This is a genomic window from Hymenobacter sediminis, from assembly GCF_003231285.1.
GTDB classification, from domain to species: domain Bacteria; phylum Bacteroidota; class Bacteroidia; order Cytophagales; family Hymenobacteraceae; genus Hymenobacter; species Hymenobacter sediminis.
This window is the reverse complement of record NZ_QKNS01000002.1, coordinates 450,428-465,414: the sequence shown is the minus strand read 5'-3', so window position 1 is coordinate 465,414 and position 14,987 is coordinate 450,428. Positions and strand designations below refer to the sequence as shown.

The 14,987-nt window shown below is 58.8% G+C and carries 11 protein-coding genes; 5 read left to right on the top strand and 6 right to left on the bottom strand.

Translation table 11 applies throughout. From position 1 onward, the window contains the following. Positions 1-84 precede the first annotated feature (84 nt). The 3 genes from DNI29_RS08550 (at position 85) to DNI29_RS08540 (ending at position 3,241) form a co-directional block, all read left to right on the top strand. Complete coding sequence (locus tag DNI29_RS08550; RefSeq protein WP_110977668.1) at positions 85-1,335, top strand: competence/damage-inducible protein A; 1,251 nt, start codon at positions 85-87, stop codon at positions 1,333-1,335. 162 nt (positions 1,336-1,497) lie between these two features. Then, positions 1,498-2,895 (top strand): dihydrolipoamide acetyltransferase family protein, encoded by a 1,398-nt coding sequence (locus DNI29_RS08545; RefSeq protein ID WP_110977667.1) that lies wholly within the window; start codon positions 1,498-1,500, stop codon positions 2,893-2,895. Positions 2,896-3,034: 139 nt separating this feature from the next. Next, on the top strand, positions 3,035-3,241 hold the full coding sequence (locus tag DNI29_RS08540) for a hypothetical protein (protein ID WP_110977666.1): 207 nt from the start codon (positions 3,035-3,037) through the stop codon (positions 3,239-3,241). A gap of 127 nt (positions 3,242-3,368) precedes the next feature. Here DNI29_RS08540 and DNI29_RS08535 read toward each other — a convergent pair whose 3' ends face one another. The 6 genes from DNI29_RS08535 to DNI29_RS08510 all read right to left on the bottom strand — a co-directional run bounded on the left by DNI29_RS08535 (position 3,369) and on the right by DNI29_RS08510 (position 13,145). Continuing rightward, a complete protein-coding gene (locus DNI29_RS08535; protein WP_110977665.1) occupies positions 3,369-3,776 on the bottom strand; it encodes a DoxX family protein in 408 nt (135 codons plus the stop codon). Positions 3,777-3,871: 95 nt separating this feature from the next. Then, positions 3,872-4,480 carry a nitroreductase family protein gene (locus DNI29_RS08530; protein ID WP_110977664.1) on the bottom strand — a complete coding sequence of 203 codons (609 nt, stop codon included), beginning with the start codon at positions 4,478-4,480 and terminating at the stop codon, positions 3,872-3,874. A gap of 108 nt (positions 4,481-4,588) precedes the next feature. Beyond that, positions 4,589-7,216 (bottom strand): TonB-dependent receptor, encoded by a 2,628-nt coding sequence (locus tag DNI29_RS08525; protein WP_110977663.1) that lies wholly within the window; start codon positions 7,214-7,216, stop codon positions 4,589-4,591. Positions 7,217-7,628: 412 nt separating this feature from the next. Continuing rightward, the gene (locus DNI29_RS08520; protein ID WP_202910397.1) at positions 7,629-9,758 is read right to left on the bottom strand and encodes a S9 family peptidase; all 2,130 of its coding nucleotides are present in this window, start codon (positions 9,756-9,758) and stop codon (positions 7,629-7,631) included. Positions 9,759-9,999: 241 nt separating this feature from the next. Further along, complete coding sequence (locus tag DNI29_RS08515; RefSeq protein WP_110977662.1) at positions 10,000-12,630, bottom strand: valine--tRNA ligase; 2,631 nt, start codon at positions 12,628-12,630, stop codon at positions 10,000-10,002. A 164-nt stretch (positions 12,631-12,794) separates the two neighbouring features. Then, complete coding sequence (locus DNI29_RS08510; RefSeq protein WP_110977661.1) at positions 12,795-13,145, bottom strand: 4Fe-4S dicluster domain-containing protein; 351 nt, start codon at positions 13,143-13,145, stop codon at positions 12,795-12,797. A gap of 235 nt (positions 13,146-13,380) precedes the next feature. On the opposite strand from DNI29_RS08510, the gene DNI29_RS08505 reads away from it, so the two are divergent. Continuing rightward, on the top strand, positions 13,381-14,406 hold the full coding sequence (locus DNI29_RS08505) for an acyl-CoA reductase (RefSeq protein ID WP_110977660.1): 1,026 nt from the start codon (positions 13,381-13,383) through the stop codon (positions 14,404-14,406). A 122-nt stretch (positions 14,407-14,528) separates the two neighbouring features. Continuing rightward, positions 14,529-14,840 carry a hypothetical protein gene (locus tag DNI29_RS08500; protein WP_110977659.1) on the top strand — a complete coding sequence of 104 codons (312 nt, stop codon included), beginning with the start codon at positions 14,529-14,531 and terminating at the stop codon, positions 14,838-14,840. Positions 14,841-14,987: the final 147 nt, after the last annotated feature.

Sequence of the window (14,987 nt, the reverse complement as noted above, 5' to 3'; positions counted from 1 at the left end):
AAACCAGACGGCCGTTGTGGCGTTGTAAGCCCACGGGACGCCAATATTGCGTCAAATCCGGCACTCCTCCTAACCTCCCCTCCTATGCCTATCATTCCCGACGTTGAAATCATGACAATTGGCGACGAGTTGCTCTATGGGCAAGTCATTGACACGAATTCGGCCTTCATGGGTCAGGAGCTGGGCAAGCTAGGCCTGCGGGTTCGTCAGATTACCAGCGTTTCGGACCGCGCCGATGAAATTGTGGCGACGCTGGACCAAGCCCGGCAGCGGGCCCAGGTGGTCCTGATGACAGGTGGCCTGGGCCCCACCAAGGACGACCTGACCAAGCATGTGCTGGCCCGCTACTTTGGTGCCGAACTGGTGATGCACCAACCAACGCTGGAGCATGTAGAAGGCTTTTTCAAGCGCTTTAACCGCCCCATGCTGGAAGTAAACCGCCTGCAGGCCCAGGTGCCGGCCAACTGTGAGGTGCTGTTCAATGCCGTGGGCACGGCGCCGGGCATGTGGTTTGAGGATCGGGGCACCGTGTTCGTGAGCATGCCCGGCGTGCCGCACGAAATGAAGTACCTGATGAGCAACGAGGTGCTGCCGCGCCTGCAGCAATATTTCCAGACACCCGCCATTGAGCACGTGGTAGTGCAGACGGTAGGCCTGGGCGAGTCGTTTCTGGCCCAGCAGATTGAGGGCTGGGAAGCCGCCCTACCCCCCAATGTGAAGCTGGCCTACCTACCCTACCTTGGCGGCGTGCGCCTGCGCCTCACCGGCCACGACGACGGCCAGCCCAACCTCCGGGCCCGCATGGAAGCCCTGCTCCCGGCCCTGCGCTCCTTACTCGGGGAGCATATTTTTGCCATCGGGGAAATAAAGCTGGAAGAAGCTGTCGGGCAGCTGCTACAAGCACGCGGCCTCACGGTGGGCACCGCCGAAAGCTGCACGGGCGGCCTACTGGCTCACCGCCTCACCAGCATTCCCGGCAGCTCGCGCTACTATCAGGGCAGCGTCATTGCCTATGCCAACGATATTAAGGTGCGCGAGCTGGGTGTAAAGCCCGAAACCCTGGCCGCCCATGGTGCCGTGAGTGAAGCTACGGTAGCGGAAATGGCTGAGGGGTTGCGCCGCCAGTTGGGGGTAGATGTGGCCCTGGCCACCAGCGGCATAGCCGGCCCCGACGGCGGCACGCCTGAGAAGCCAGTTGGCACTGTTTGTATTGCCTACGCCGACGCGAAACGAACCGTCACGCGGCAAATCAGCTTTAACCGCGGCCGCCAGCTTAACCTGGAGTACACAACAACTATGGCGCTCAACCTGCTGCGGCTGGAAGTGGTGAAGTAGTGAAAGGTGAGTAGAGGCGTAAACCGCGCCGGCAGCCTCGCTAAAACGAAAAACACACCATTTCACCATCTCTCCGTTTCCCTTTTTCGCGGCCTCACCATTTCACTTACCTTTGAGGCTCGAAACCCACCCCACCCTTTTTTCCTAACTACCCCCAACCGCATGGCACGAGTGGAAATGACGATGCCCAAGATGGGCGAATCCATCATGGAAGGCACCGTCCTGAAATGGCTCAAACAAGTAGGCGACTCCATCGAACAGGATGAATCGGTGCTGGAAGTAGCCACCGATAAAGTAGACACCGAAGTTCCGGCCCTCCACGCCGGTGTCCTGCAGGAAATTTTGGTGCAGGAAGGCCAAGTAGTAGCCGTGGGCGCGCCCATTGCCATTATTGAAACTGATGCCAGCGCTAGCGCAGCCGCTCCCGCTGCTTCCGCTGAAATTCCGGCTCCATCTGCCAACGGTGCTGAAAAGCCCGCTGCCGAAGTGCCATTTGTTCCCGAGACCAGCCAGACGAACGCCGCACAAGCTGTATCAGCCCAGCCCCAGGCCGGACGTTTCTACTCGCCGCTGGTGCTGAGCATTGCCCGCGAAGAAGGCATTTCGATGACCGATCTGGAATCCCTACCCGGTACCGGCAGCGAAGGCCGGGTTACGAAAAAGGACATTCTGGACTACGTAGCTGCTGGTAAGAAGCCCTTGGCTCCGCAAGCTCCTACCCCGGCTCCTGCCGCTCAGCCCCAGGCTGCAGCTCCGGCTCCGCAGGCCCCGGCGGCTCCTACCCCCCAACCAGCCGCCAACCCTGCTCCGCAGGCAGCCCCAGCAGTTAAAGCAGTACCTTCCATCAGCGGCAACCAGGAGCTGATTGAAATGGACCGCATGCGCAAGATGATTGCCCAGCGCATGGTGGACTCCAAGCGGGTTTCGCCCCACGTTACGTCCTTCGTAGAAGCCGACGTGACCGACATCGTAAACTGGCGCAACAAGCACAAGGATGCCTACAAGAAGCGCGAAGGCGAAAACCTGACCTTTACGCCCATCTTTATTCAGGCTATTGCCCGCGCCATCCAAGACTTCCCGAACATCAACGTATCGGTAGAAGGCGACTACATCATCAAGAAGCGTGACATCAATGTGGGCGTGGCCGTGGCCCTACCCTCCGGCAACCTCATTGTGCCGGTTATTCACAACGCCGACCAGCTCAACCTCAATGGCCTGAGCAAGCGCGTAAACGACCTCGCCAATCGGGCCCGGGCTAATAAGCTGAAGCCTGAGGATCTGGAAGGCGGCACCTACACCGTGTCCAACGTAGGCTCCTTCGGCAACGTGATGGGCACCCCTATCATCATGCAGCCTCAAGTGGCCATCATGGCTGTGGGCGCCATCAAAAAGAAGCCCGCCGTTATCGAAACGCCCCAGGGTGATTTGATTGGCGTGCGTCACTTCATGTTCCTCTCCCACTCCTACGACCACCGCGTGGTGGATGGCTCGCTGGGCGGCATGTTTGTGCGTCGCGTGGCCGACTATCTGGAGCAGTTCGACCCGAACACCACCATTTAGTGCTTGGCACTTAGCGCCTGGTGAGTATGAAAAAGGCCCTGTCGTAGTCACGGCAGGGCCTTTTGGTTGGGTTGGATGTCCTATTTTTGTGGATTGGCCGGATCCTTTTCTACTGGCCCCTTTTTGAATTTCCCGTTATATGAATAAAGTCCTGCCTCTGGCGGCCCTGATTATTGCTCTGGGTCTTATCCTTTTCCTTTACCAGCGCCTGCGCAACACGGAAACCGCCCTGGAAATGGCGCAGAAACGCTTCAACGACTGCGAGCAGGTCAACTTCCAGCTCCAGAACCAGTTGGTGCAAGCTACCCGTGGCCCCGTGCCCGATAGCCTGAAAGTGCGCGACTAGCTCGGAAAAGGCAGCAAACCGAACGAGCCGGCGCCAATGAAATCTAAGGAGGCATTTACTGACTCTTTAGATTTCCGTTGGCGCCGGCTCGTTCCGTTTACCGGTAGTTGAGGGCGTAGGCTCCTGCTTACGCTACTGGCCCTACGCTCCGGTTGCGGGCCGCATCCAGGCTCCAGGGGCCAGGCCCGGCAGCCGACAGGTATAGATAGACAAAACAGTACAGCACAGCCAGCTCACCCTGGTTCACAATGGGCAGCGCGTGCTGGGGCGCGTGGGCCATGAAGTAAGCCACCGCCATCAGGCCCGACAGAATAAATGCCACTGGGCGCGTGAACAGCCCGATCAGTAACAGTAGGCCACCACCAAATTCCAGAATACCAGCTACCAGCATCAGCCCAGTGGCGCCGCCACCGTGGTCGGAGGGCGGCCAGTTAAATAGCTTCTGACTTCCGTGGAACAGCATCAAAAGCCCTGAAACGATACGCAGGACGCTGAGCAGCCGGGCCGACCAGGGCGAGAGAAAAAAAGTTGCCATACTATATAGGGAAAAGAGTGAGTACTACCCCGACAACGCAAAAGCGTCTCGCCGGGATACAGTAAGCCGCTTCAGGCAAGCAGAAGGGGTAGGAATTATGCCAGCACCCAGGTTACTTTTTCCTCCAGAGGTTTGCGGGTGCTGCGGGCCTGGGCGCCGGCTTTGGGGTAGCCCAGGTAGAAGAAGCCCAGCAGCTGATCGTCGGGGCCAAGGCCGAAGAAAGGCTTGGCCTCGGGCAGGTAGGTAACGCCGCCGCTGCTCCAGAAGCCCGCCAACCCGTGCGCTACAGCCGAGAGGTGCAGGTTTTGCACGGCGCAGGCCACGGCCGCTACCTCCTCTACCTCGGGCAGCTCGGGGTTGCGCTTCAGCCCGATGGCAATAATATGGGAGCTGAGCAGCGGATTGTTGGTCATCTTCTCCAGCTTGGCCTGCTGAAATTTCTCGCCCGCGGTGGCCCGGTATAGGTCAGCTTGAAAATCAGCGAGCCTTTGGCGGCCCGCCCCGGCAAATACCACGAAGTGCCAGGGCTCGGTGCGCTTGTGGGTGGGCGCCCAGGTAGCATTTTCCAGCAGCTCGTGCACCAATGCATCGGGCACTATGCGGCCCGGCTCAAACAGCACCGGCTGCATGCTCCGGCGCCCCCGAATCAGCTGGGTGACTTGCGCGGCGTTGAGGGGGGTAGTGTTTTCGGCTTGATTGATCATAGTATAAAAAGAAAAACCGGGGGTTAGATGTTTTGGGCTACCTGCTGTGCTTAGGGTAAAAGAAAATGCCCCTTTGGTAGGGGCATTTTGCTTTGGTGTGCGTTCCGGTTAGGGCCGGCCGCCGCTGGGGCCCTGGGTGGGGGTAGCACCGGCGCCGTTGCCACCGTCGGAGCCGCCGTCCTTCAGGTCGTCGTTGCTGACGGAGCGGCGGCGCTTGGGTTGGGCCATGCTCATCTTACCGATGCGGTAGCTAAAGTTTACGCGCAGGCTGGTGCGGTGTAATACGTTCACGCTGTTCTGGTCCAGCGTAGCCGAGCTGATGGAATTGCGGATGCGGTTGGTAGGCGTGAAGAAGTTATCGGCCCCAAAGCCGATGGTGCCCTTCTTTTCGGCAAAGTCTTTCTTCACGCTCAGGCTATACACCCCGAAACCGCCCTGGTAGCCCTGGAGCTGCACCTGCCGGCCACGGTAGAAGCTGAACGCCTGCAGGCCCCAGCCTTTCGTGAAATTATAGCCTCCCATCAGGCGGGCACTGGCCACCCAGCCCTTGTTACTAGCAGCGTACAGCGGGTCGCTCAGCTTATTGTCCAGCATGGCGTAGTACACATCTACTCCAGCTCCCAGCGTCAGCTTGTTGTTGATGTTAACGTTGGCGTTCATGCTGCCGCCGTAGGCATTCTCCTGGCCAATGTTCTGGAAGCGGGTAATCAGCGTATCACTGCTGATGGTGCGCACAGGCTGGATGGAGCCGGTGGTGTTGCGCGCGAAAGCCGTGAAGTTCAGCGAGGTTTGCTTGATAAATGTGTTATAGCCCACCTCGAAGTTGTTGGTGCGCTCGGGCTCCAGCTCCGGGTTACCGATGGTAACATTCAGGGGGTTAGGCGCCTGTCGGTTGGGGTTCAGGAACTGCAAGGAGGGCCGCTGAATCCGGTTGTTGTAGGCTGCCTTCAGCACGTTGCCGTTGGCCAGCTTGCGCGATACGTTCACGCTAGGTACCAGCACCCCGTAGGAAGGAATGGAAGGTGAGTTTTCGGTGCGGAAGTCGGCATTGATGGTCGTGTACTCATAGCGGGCACCGGCCTTCAGGGTATAGTTTTTCAGGAAGCCCAGGGTGTAGGAGGCATAAGCGGCGGCTACGTTCTGGTTGTAGTCAAACACGTTCGAGAGGTTGGTGCCACTCAGGGCTTGGCCATTCAGGTACGTGGTATAGTCGCTGTTCACGCGGCGCATGATGTCTTTGGCCCCGAACTCCAGCAGCTGCGTTTTGCTCAGCGGCGTCTGGTAATCAGCCTGAATGGTTACCTCCTCGTTGTAGCTATCGTTTTCGTTGCGGCGGTTGTTGCCGGCTCCCTCACCTTCCAGAATCAGGTTGGTGAAGTTGTTGTTGCGCGTGTTGCGGCTGTACTGGCCTAAAATACTGAACTCGCGCTGGGGCGTCTCGAAGGTGCGAGTGTAATTGAGGGTAGCGTCCAGCGTGTTCGAGTTATCGAGCACTTTCACATTGCGCAAGCTGCTGCTGCTTTCCGTAGAACTAGTAACCGGCGTTACCGGGTAAAACGGCACTAAGGGGTAAGAATAGAACGTAGAGTTGGTGGCCAGTCCGTCCTGGTAGCTGGTGCCGTTGCGCAGGCCTAGCTGCACCGAAGCCGAGAGGAAGTTGTACTTGTTGATGTCGTAGTCCCACCCGAAAGAATAGCGCCCAAACAGGTTCTGCTGGCGCGTATCGGCGCTCTGGATGGTTTGGCTGGCCAAGCGGCGCGTGCTCAGGTTGCTACCTTGCACAGTGTAAGACTCTTGCTCGTTGCGGAAGCTGCCGGGCGTGTTGTACTGGGCGCGGCCGCCGCCACCCAGCGAGAAGCCCATCTTCCCTACCCGGTACGAGGCGTTCAAGCCCAAATCGGAGCCACGCAAACCGGCGCTGGAGCGCAAATCCAGGGTAAAGCCCTGCAGGTTATTCTGCTTCGTAACGATGTTGATGATACCGCCCGAGCCTTCGGCATCGTACTTGGCCGAGGGCGAGGTAATTACCTCCACGGTCTTGATCTGGTCGGCTGGAATTTGCTTGAGGGCGTCGGCAATGCTGTTGGCCGAGATGGTGCTGGGCCGGTTGTTGATGAGCACCCGGATGTTCTGGCTACCGCGCAGGCTCACGTTGCCATCGAGGTCCACCGACAGATTGGGCACGCGCTTAAGCACATCGGTAGCGTCGCCGCCGCGGGTGGTTTCGTCTTTCTCGGCGTTGTACACCGTGCGGTCTACCTTCTCCTCTACCATACTGCGCTGGCCTTCCACGCGCACCTCGCCCAGGGCCTGCGCCGACGACTCCAGGGACACGCTGCCCAGGGCCACGGTGTTGCCAGCAGCGGTAATGACTACCCCCGTCTTCTCTACCAGCTTATAGCCGATAAAGCTCACCTGCACGGTATAAGTACCTGCCGCCACGCGCGGGAGTGTGAACTTGCCGTTGTCGTCGGCGGCAGTGCCATCTACCGGTTTGCCGGTGGCCGGGTTTACCAGGGCCACGGTAGCGTAGGGCACCGGTTGCTTGGTAGCAGCGTCGGTAACCGTGCCTGTAATGCGGCCACTCCCCTGCTGGGGCTGGGCAGCTGCGGCCGGTGGGCCACCGGCTCCGGCGGGCCGACCAGCTCCGGCTGGTCGTTCGCCACCACCGGGCATCTGGGCCAGCACCGTGTGGCCGCTACCCGTTATAAGAATAAGAAAGAAGAGCTTTTTCATATGGGTGAGGGGAAATAGCGACGCTCGGCGAGCAGTATTCATCATCCTACCTGCTTTGCTAGCGCAAACCTATCCGGCCGACTAGAGCTACAGAAATGAACCCGACCAAGCGGTTTATTTCTGCCCCGAAAGCCGAAGAAAGTCCGTGTGAATACCGAGCAACCGCAGCCACAGACGCAACTTTGGCTGAAGGGTCGCACGCAGGCCCGGATATTTGCGGAAATACTGCCCAGGCCAAATGAAAAAGCCGCTCCATTCCTGAAGCGGCTTTTCTGTTTATTGCCATCCTGAGCAGAGCGAAGAACCTCTCCCGCTTCGTCCGCACGATTAGGTTAGTCAGCGGGAGAGGTCCTTCGCTTTGCTCAGGATGACAGATAGTACTTGTCGGTGAGCAGGCAGGAAATCAGCGGTCCTAGGCCTTTACGCCCAGCAGCATGAGCATGAAGGCAAACTGCCGGGCCGTATCGTGGATGGACTTGAAGCGGCCGGAGGCACCGCCGTGGCCAGCCGCCATGTCGGTGTGCAGAAGCAGGAGGTTGTTATCCGTCTTTACGGTGCGCAGCTTGGCTACCCACTTGGCCGGCTCAAAGTACTGCACCTGCGAGTCGTGCAGGCCAGTGGTAACCAGCATATTGGGGTAGGCCTGGGCCTTCACCTGGTCGTAGGGCGAGTAGCTGAGCATGTACTCGTAGAACTCCTTTTTATTGGGGTTGCCCCACTCGTCGTACTCCCCGGTAGTCAGCGGAATGCTTTCGTCGAGCATGGTGGTTACCACGTCCACGAAGGGTACGGCGGCCACTACCCCCTTGTAATACTCGGGGTGGTTGTTCACCACGGCGCCCATGAGCAGGCCGCCCGCCGAGCCGCCCATAGCAAACAGCTTCTGCGCGGAGGTGTACTTCTGGTCAATCAGGAATTTGGAGCAGTCGGTGAAGTCGGTGAAGGTGTTTTTCTTCTTGAGTTTCTTACCGTCCTCGTACCACTGCCGGCCCATTTCCTGCCCGCCCCGGATGTGGCAAATCACGTAGGCAAAGCCCCTATCGAGCAAGCTCAGACGAGCCGCGCTGAACGTGGGGTTGGTAGAGTAGCCGTAGGAGCCGTAAGCGTACTGCAGCACCGGCGCGCTACCATCCTTCTTAAAGCCCTTCTTGTACACAATGGACATCGGAATCTTCGTACCATCAGCAGCGGTAGCGTACTGGCGCTCGGTCACGTAGTCTTCCTTGTTGAAGCCCCCTAGCACGGCCTGCTCCTTGAGCAGCTTTTTGGTGCGGGCCTGCATGTCATAGTCGAAGGTGGAGCTAGGGGTAGTCAGGGAGGAGTAGCTGTAGCGCAGCACCGGCGTATCAAACTCGGGGTTTATGCTGATGGCGGCGGTATAGGCCGGCTCCCCGAAGTTGAGGTAGTGTTCCTGCTTGTCCTTCCACCGGATTACACGCAGTTGCAGCAGTCCTTCCTTTCGCTCGCCCAGCACGAGGTAGTCCTTGAACAGCTCCATGTTCTCCAGAAACACGTCCTTGCGGTGCGGAATTACCTCCTGCCAGGCTGTTTTGGCGGTGTTGCTCACAGGCGTTTTCAGCAGCCGAAAGTTGGGCGCACCGGCGTTGGAGTGCACGTAAAACTCGTTGCCGAAGTGCTCCACGTCGTACAGGTGGTCAGCCTCGCGGGGCAGAAACACCTTCAGCGCCGCCGTGGGGGTAGCCGCTTCCAGGAACCGGGTTTCCGACGACATGGTACTACCCGCTTGCAGGAAAATGTACTTGCGCGACTTCGAGCGGCCGACGTGGATGCGGTAGGTGTTGTCCTTTTCCTCGTACACCAGCTGGTCCTTGCTGGGGTCGGTGCCCAGGGTATGACGGTAGAGCTGGTAATCGAGCAGGGTGCCAGGGTCCTTGCGGGTATAGAACACCGTTTTGTTGTCGGCGGCCCACACGGCATTGCCGCTGGTATTGATGATTTGCTCGGGGTAGAGCTGACCAGTTTTCAGGTTGCGGAAGCGCAGGGTGTAGAGGCGGCGACTCACTACGTCCTCAGAATAAGCCAGCACTTGGTTGTCGTCGCTGACTTCGAAGCCGCCAATCTGGTAGTAGGCTTTGCCTTTGCCCAGCTCGTTGGCGTTGAGCAGTACCTCCTCGGGCGCGGTCAGGCTACCCTTCTTGCGGCAGTAAATCGGGTACTCGGCCCCGGCCTCGAAACGGGTGTAGTAGTAGTACCCGTTGTCGCGGTAGGGCACCGACTCATCCTGCTCCTTAATGCGCCCTTTAATTTCCTGGAACAGCTTTTCCTCCAGTCCTTTCACGGGAGCCATTTGCTGCTCGAAATAGGCGTTTTCGGCGTTGAGGTAGCTGATTACTTCCGGGTTTTCGCGCTGATTCAGCCAGTAGTAATTGTCGGTGCGCGTACCAAAAGGAGACTTAAGTTCTTTGGGCTTGATAGCCGCTATGGGAGGTTTGGGCATGGCAGATGGGGTAGCCGACTGAGCCGCAGCCGCACTGCTCAGCAGTACGCCCAGACCCGTCAGCAGGGTATACAATGGTTTCATAGCGCAAGAAATTGAAGTGAACTACTGCGCTAAAGGAAAGAGAAATTTCAATACGAGGGGGCATCCTGTCCTCCCCACTTGTCATCCGGAGCGGAGCGAAGGACCTCTACCGCTTCGCGTGGGTAGTGCTTACCCTTGGTAGAGGTCCTTCGCTCCGCTCCGGATTACAGGTAAGTTTTCCTGCAAACAAAAAGGCCGCCACGTTACCGCGGCGGCCTTTTTGGCAGATTTTCAACTTGTATTACAGTGCGGTTAGGCTCTGCTCCAGGGCCGTAATCTTGGCTTCGGCGTCGGCCAGCTTCTGCCGCTCCCGCTCCACCAGGTCGGGCTTGGCGTTCTGCACGAACTTCTCGTTTGCCAGCTTTTTCAGCACCGAGTCGCGGAAGCCCTGGGCGTATTCCAACTCCTTGGTCAGGCGCTCCTTCTCGGCCCCGAGGTCAATCTGGCCTTCCAGGGGCACAAAGAACTCCGCCCCGCCCGACACAAAGCCTACCGCAGCAGCTGGGGCAGCCTCTACCACACTGATTTCAGTGAGGGCCGCCAGCTTGCGGATGATGCCGTCGTAGTCCTGCAGCAGCTGAGCATCGTCGGTTTTGGCGGCCAGGGTCAGGGGCTTGTTGGGGCCCAGGCCCTTCTGGTTGCGGATGTTACGCACGCCAGCCACGACGTCGAGGGCGCGGTCCATACGGGCCAGCAGCTCCGCGCTGTTCGCCACGGGTTGAGCCTTAGGCCAGGCGGCCACGCACACGTAGTCCTTGGGGCCACGCTCGGCCAGCTCATGCCAGATTTCTTCGGTGATGAAGGGCATGAACGGGTGCAGCAACTTGAGCAGGGTTTCGAGGTAGCCGGTGGTGAGGCGCAAGGTTTCGGGGTCGATAGGTGCCTGGTAAGCGGGCTTGATCATCTCCAGGTACACGGAGCAGAAATCGTCCCACACCAGCTTGTAGATGGTCATCAGCGCATCCGACATCCGGAACTTGTCGAAGTGCTCGTCCAGCTCCTGCAGGGTCGTCTGCAACTTGGCCCCGAACCACTCTACCGCCTTCTCATTGGCGAACGGCAGGGTGGCATCTACCTCCCATCCTTTGATGAGGCGGAAGGCGTTCCAGAGCTTGTTGGTGAAGTTGCGGCCCTGCTCTACTAGCTTGATATCGAACAGCAAATCGTTGCCGGCCGGGGAGCTGAACAGCATGCCGGTGCGCACGCCGTCGGCGCCGTAGTCGGCAATGAGGTCCAGCGGGTCGGGCGAGTTGCCGAGGCTCTTGCTCATCTTGCGGCCCTGGGCGTCGCGCACGATGCCCGTGAGGTACACATTGCGGAAGGGCACTTCCTTGCGGTACTCCAGCCCGGCCATAATCATGCGGGCCACCCAGAAAAACAGGATTTCGGGGGCCGTTACGAGGTCGTCGGTGGGGTAGAAATAGTTGACGTCGGCGTTGTCGGGGTCCTTGAACCCATCGAATACCGAAATCGGCCACAGCCACGACGAGAACCAGGTATCCAGCACGTCCTCGTCCTGACGCAGATCCGAGAGCTGCAGGTCGTCGTTGCCGCTTTGCTCGCGCGCTTGCTTCAGGGCTTCTTCGGCGCTCAAGGCTACCACGAAGGTGCCATCGGGCAGGTAGTAGGCCGGAATGCGCTGGCCCCACCACAGCTGCCGCGAAATGCACCAGTCGCGCACGTTCTCCATCCACACCCGGTACATGTTCTTGAACTTGGGCGGGTGCAGCTTGATTTCGTCGCTTTCGACTACCTCCAGGGCGGGCTTGGCCAGATGCTCCATTTTCAGGAACCACTGCAAGCTCAGGCGGGGCTCAATCACGGCGCCGGTGCGCTCCGAGGTCTGCAGCACGCTGGCGTATTCCTCCACCTTTACCAGGTAGCCGGCATCTTCCAGGTCCTTCACAATGTTGCGGCGGGCGGCAAAGCGGTCCTGACCTACGTACAGCTGCGCTTTTTCATTCAGCGTACCGTCGTTGTTCAGGATGTCGATAACCGGCAGGTTATGCTTCAGGCCCAGCTCATAGTCATTCAGGTCGTGGGCGGGCGTCACCTTTAGGGCTCCGGTGCCGAAGTCGATGCTCACGTACTCGTCCAGAATCACCGGAATTTCGCGGCCCAGCAGCGGAATGCGCACTTTTGCCCCATGCAAATGAGTGTACCGCTCATCGTTCGGGTTCACCGCCACGGCCACGTCGGCCATGATGGTTTCGGGCCGGGAGGTGGCCACCGTCAGGAACTGCCCCTCCTGCCCTACTACCTCGTAGGTCAGGTGGTACATCTTGGCCATCGTGTCCTTGGGAATTACTTCCTCGTCGCTGAGCGCTGTGCCGCCTTTCGGGTCCCAGTTTACCATCCGGATACCGCGGTAAATCAGGCCTTTCTGGAACAGGTCCACGAATACACGCAGCACGGCCTCGGTCAGTTCGGGCTCCATGGTGAAGCGCGTCCGGTCCCAGTCGCAGGAAGCGCCCAGCTTCTTGAGCTGCTCCAGAATGATGCCACCGTACTTCTCCTTCCACTCCCAGGCGTGCTCCAGGAACTGCTCCCGGGTCAGGTCTTTCTTCTCGATGCCTTTCTCCTTGAGCAGGGCTACTACCTTGGCTTCGGTGGCAATGCTGGCGTGGTCGGTGCCGGGCACCCAGCACGCTTCCTTGCCCTGCATGCGGGCCCGGCGCACCAGCACATCCTGAATGGTATTGTTCAGCATGTGGCCCATGTGCAGCACGCCCGTTACGTTAGGCGGCGGAATTACTACCGAATACGGCTGTTTGCGAGGATTGGCTTTGGCTTTGAAGAAGCCCTGCTCCTGCCAGCGCTGGTACCACTTGGCTTCAACGTCGGCGGGAGTATAGGTTTTGGCGATGGACATCGTCGAAGGGAATCAGTTCAGAATACGGGCAAAAGTAGACATTTCGGGCGGGCTAGCCCAGGTATGCTTCGGAGCATAGCGCAGAGCAGCCCGGTAAACAACAAGAGCTGCCTCCAGGTGGAAGCAGCTCTTGGGTAGCTTGGGCTGGTGGCAGCAGGTAGGGCTTAGGCCTCCTGGTGCAGCCACTGCTTTTTGCTGAGCAGCTTTTCCTGCGTTTCGCGGTAGTCGGGGTCATCCACGCAGCAGTCCACAGGGCACACGGCAGCGCACTGGGGCTCCTCGTGGAAGCCCACGCACTCGGTGCATTTATCGGATACGATGTAGTAGTACTCGTCAGAAATAGGCCGCTGGGGCGAAGTGCCGGATACGGTTTCACCGCCGTCTACCTGTACTTCTTTCAAGCTCGTTCCATCGGCCCAGCGCCACTGAGCGCCGCCTTCGTAGATGGCAGTATTAGGGCATTCCGGTTCGCAGGCACCACAGTTGATGCACTCGTCGGTTATCATGATGGCCATAGCCTCGGGTATCTTAAAAAGGTAGGAAAAGAGGATGCTTTGCTAGTACGCAACCCGCCGCAGGCAGGATGCCGACAGGCAAAATTAGGAATTAGCCGTACTCAACAAGAATTTTGACCTCTGAATTCCGTATTCTCTGAAGGAATCCAAACAGGGGTTCCGGAGGTTTACCTACGGGTGTGGTGGGCGCTTCTGCCTGCTCCTCCCCTTTTATCGTTTCGTTTTCCCTTTCTATATGACGCACGCCGACCGCCTGGCTGCTTTCGTGGCCCTTGGCCAGCGCCTCACTGAACTTACTACCCCCGCCCACGCCGATGAACTGGCCGGCCTAGCTGCCCGGGCCCGCAACCAGAACAACTGGTTTGATTTGCCCAACGTCACGTCGGCCATTCGGGGCATCGCGCATCTGCTCGCAGAAGAGCCTCTGCGCCAGTGGTCTGCCCGCTACCCCCAGGAGCCCAGCCAACCTCGCAAGATTGGGGTGGTCATGGCCGGCAATATTCCGCTGGTGGGTTTCCACGATGCCTTGTGCGTGCTGCTCTCCGGTCATATTCTGCTGGCTAAGCTCAGCTCCGATGATACCGTGCTGATGACCTGGGTGCTGGACGAGCTAACGCGCCTGGAGCCACGCTTCGCGGAGCAGATTCAGTTGGTACCACGCCTGAATGCCGCCGATGCCTTTATTGCCACCGGCTCCGACAATACGGCCCGCTACTTCGAGTATTATTTCGGCAAGAAGCCCAACATCATTCGGCGCAACCGCACCAGCCTGGCTGTACTTACGGGCCGCGAAACCGACCACGACCTGGGCCTGCTGGGCGAGGATATTTTCCGCTACTATGGCCTGGGCTGCCGCAACGTGAGCAAGCTCTACGTGCCCGAAGGCTACGATTTCACGCCCCTGCTCGATTCCCTACAGCCCTGGCACCGCGTGCTGGAGCACAACCGCTACCAGAACAACTACGATTATAACAAGAGCATCATGCTGGTGAACCGCGTGCCTCACCTCGACTCCGGTTTCCTGCTGCTCACCCAAAGTACCCAGCTGGTGTCGCCCATTTCGGTGCTGCACTACGAAACCTATAGCAATGAGGTAGACTTGGTGGTGCGCCTGGCCGATGTGGCTACTCAAACCCAGTGCCTTGTCTCGGCGGGTGGGCTGTTTGCCGGTAGCTTTCCGTTTGGCCGGGCTCAGCAGCCGGGGGTAGGTGATTACGCCGACGGTGTGGATACCATGGCCTTTTTAGCAGAATTGGCGTAAAAAAGCAGAGCAGGTGTTGAAGCCCGCTACCTGCCGGGTGCCGCTCATGCGTTCTTCACGCGCGTTTCGGCACCTTAGTTGCCTTCACCTGTTCATCGTTGAACGTTCTATTCTGTACTACCATGATTCCTGAACTGAAGACCACCGACCCGACCATAGAAACCATTGAAAAAGAAGTTATTCCTAACCTGCGCTTCTCCACGGAAGATGTTCTGACGGAAAAAGCCGAAATCCAGCGCCGCCGCCACGACGCCGAACGCGCCGCCACGCTAGGCAACGCTTACCACGGCAAACTCGACATCTATTTCCAGACTGCCGATGGCAGCGTGAAGCGCGTATACACCACCGTGTGGGCTACCCACGAGGAGTACCTGACGCTTAAATCCGGCATCTCCCTACCCCTGCGCGCAGTTCTCAGCTTCGACTTCTATTAACCACCGATTAAAATAGATGTGCATGATTACACGGATTTTTCCGGGTAGTCTATTCATTAAAAAGCCCGCTTGACTGACGTCAAGCGGGCTTTTTGCTGCTGAAGCCGGCACGGTGCTAGAGTTAGCAACGATTCTGTGCAACCCTCA

Bases quoted from the DNA above. Each gene is read 5' to 3' on its own strand.
- DNI29_RS08550 (WP_110977668.1), top strand. From the start codon at position 85: ATGCCTATCATTCCCGACGTTGAAATCATGACAATTGGCGACGAGTTG.
- DNI29_RS08515 (WP_110977662.1), bottom strand. From the start codon at position 12,630: ATGTCCATCGCCAAAACCTATACTCCCGCCGACGTTGAAGCCAAGTGG.
- DNI29_RS08520 (WP_202910397.1), bottom strand. From the start codon at position 9,758: ATGAAACCATTGTATACCCTGCTGACGGGTCTGGGCGTACTGCTGAGC.
- DNI29_RS08500 (WP_110977659.1), top strand. From the start codon at position 14,529: ATGATTCCTGAACTGAAGACCACCGACCCGACCATAGAAACCATTGAA.
- DNI29_RS08505 (WP_110977660.1), top strand. From the start codon at position 13,381: ATGACGCACGCCGACCGCCTGGCTGCTTTCGTGGCCCTTGGCCAGCGC.
- DNI29_RS08525 (WP_110977663.1), bottom strand. From the start codon at position 7,216: ATGAAAAAGCTCTTCTTTCTTATTCTTATAACGGGTAGCGGCCACACG.
- DNI29_RS08545 (WP_110977667.1), top strand. From the start codon at position 1,498: ATGGCACGAGTGGAAATGACGATGCCCAAGATGGGCGAATCCATCATG.
- DNI29_RS08510 (WP_110977661.1), bottom strand. From the start codon at position 13,145: ATGGCCATCATGATAACCGACGAGTGCATCAACTGTGGTGCCTGCGAA.
- DNI29_RS08530 (WP_110977664.1), bottom strand. From the start codon at position 4,480: ATGATCAATCAAGCCGAAAACACTACCCCCCTCAACGCCGCGCAAGTC.
- DNI29_RS08535 (WP_110977665.1), bottom strand. From the start codon at position 3,776: ATGGCAACTTTTTTTCTCTCGCCCTGGTCGGCCCGGCTGCTCAGCGTC.
- DNI29_RS08540 (WP_110977666.1), top strand. From the start codon at position 3,035: ATGAATAAAGTCCTGCCTCTGGCGGCCCTGATTATTGCTCTGGGTCTT.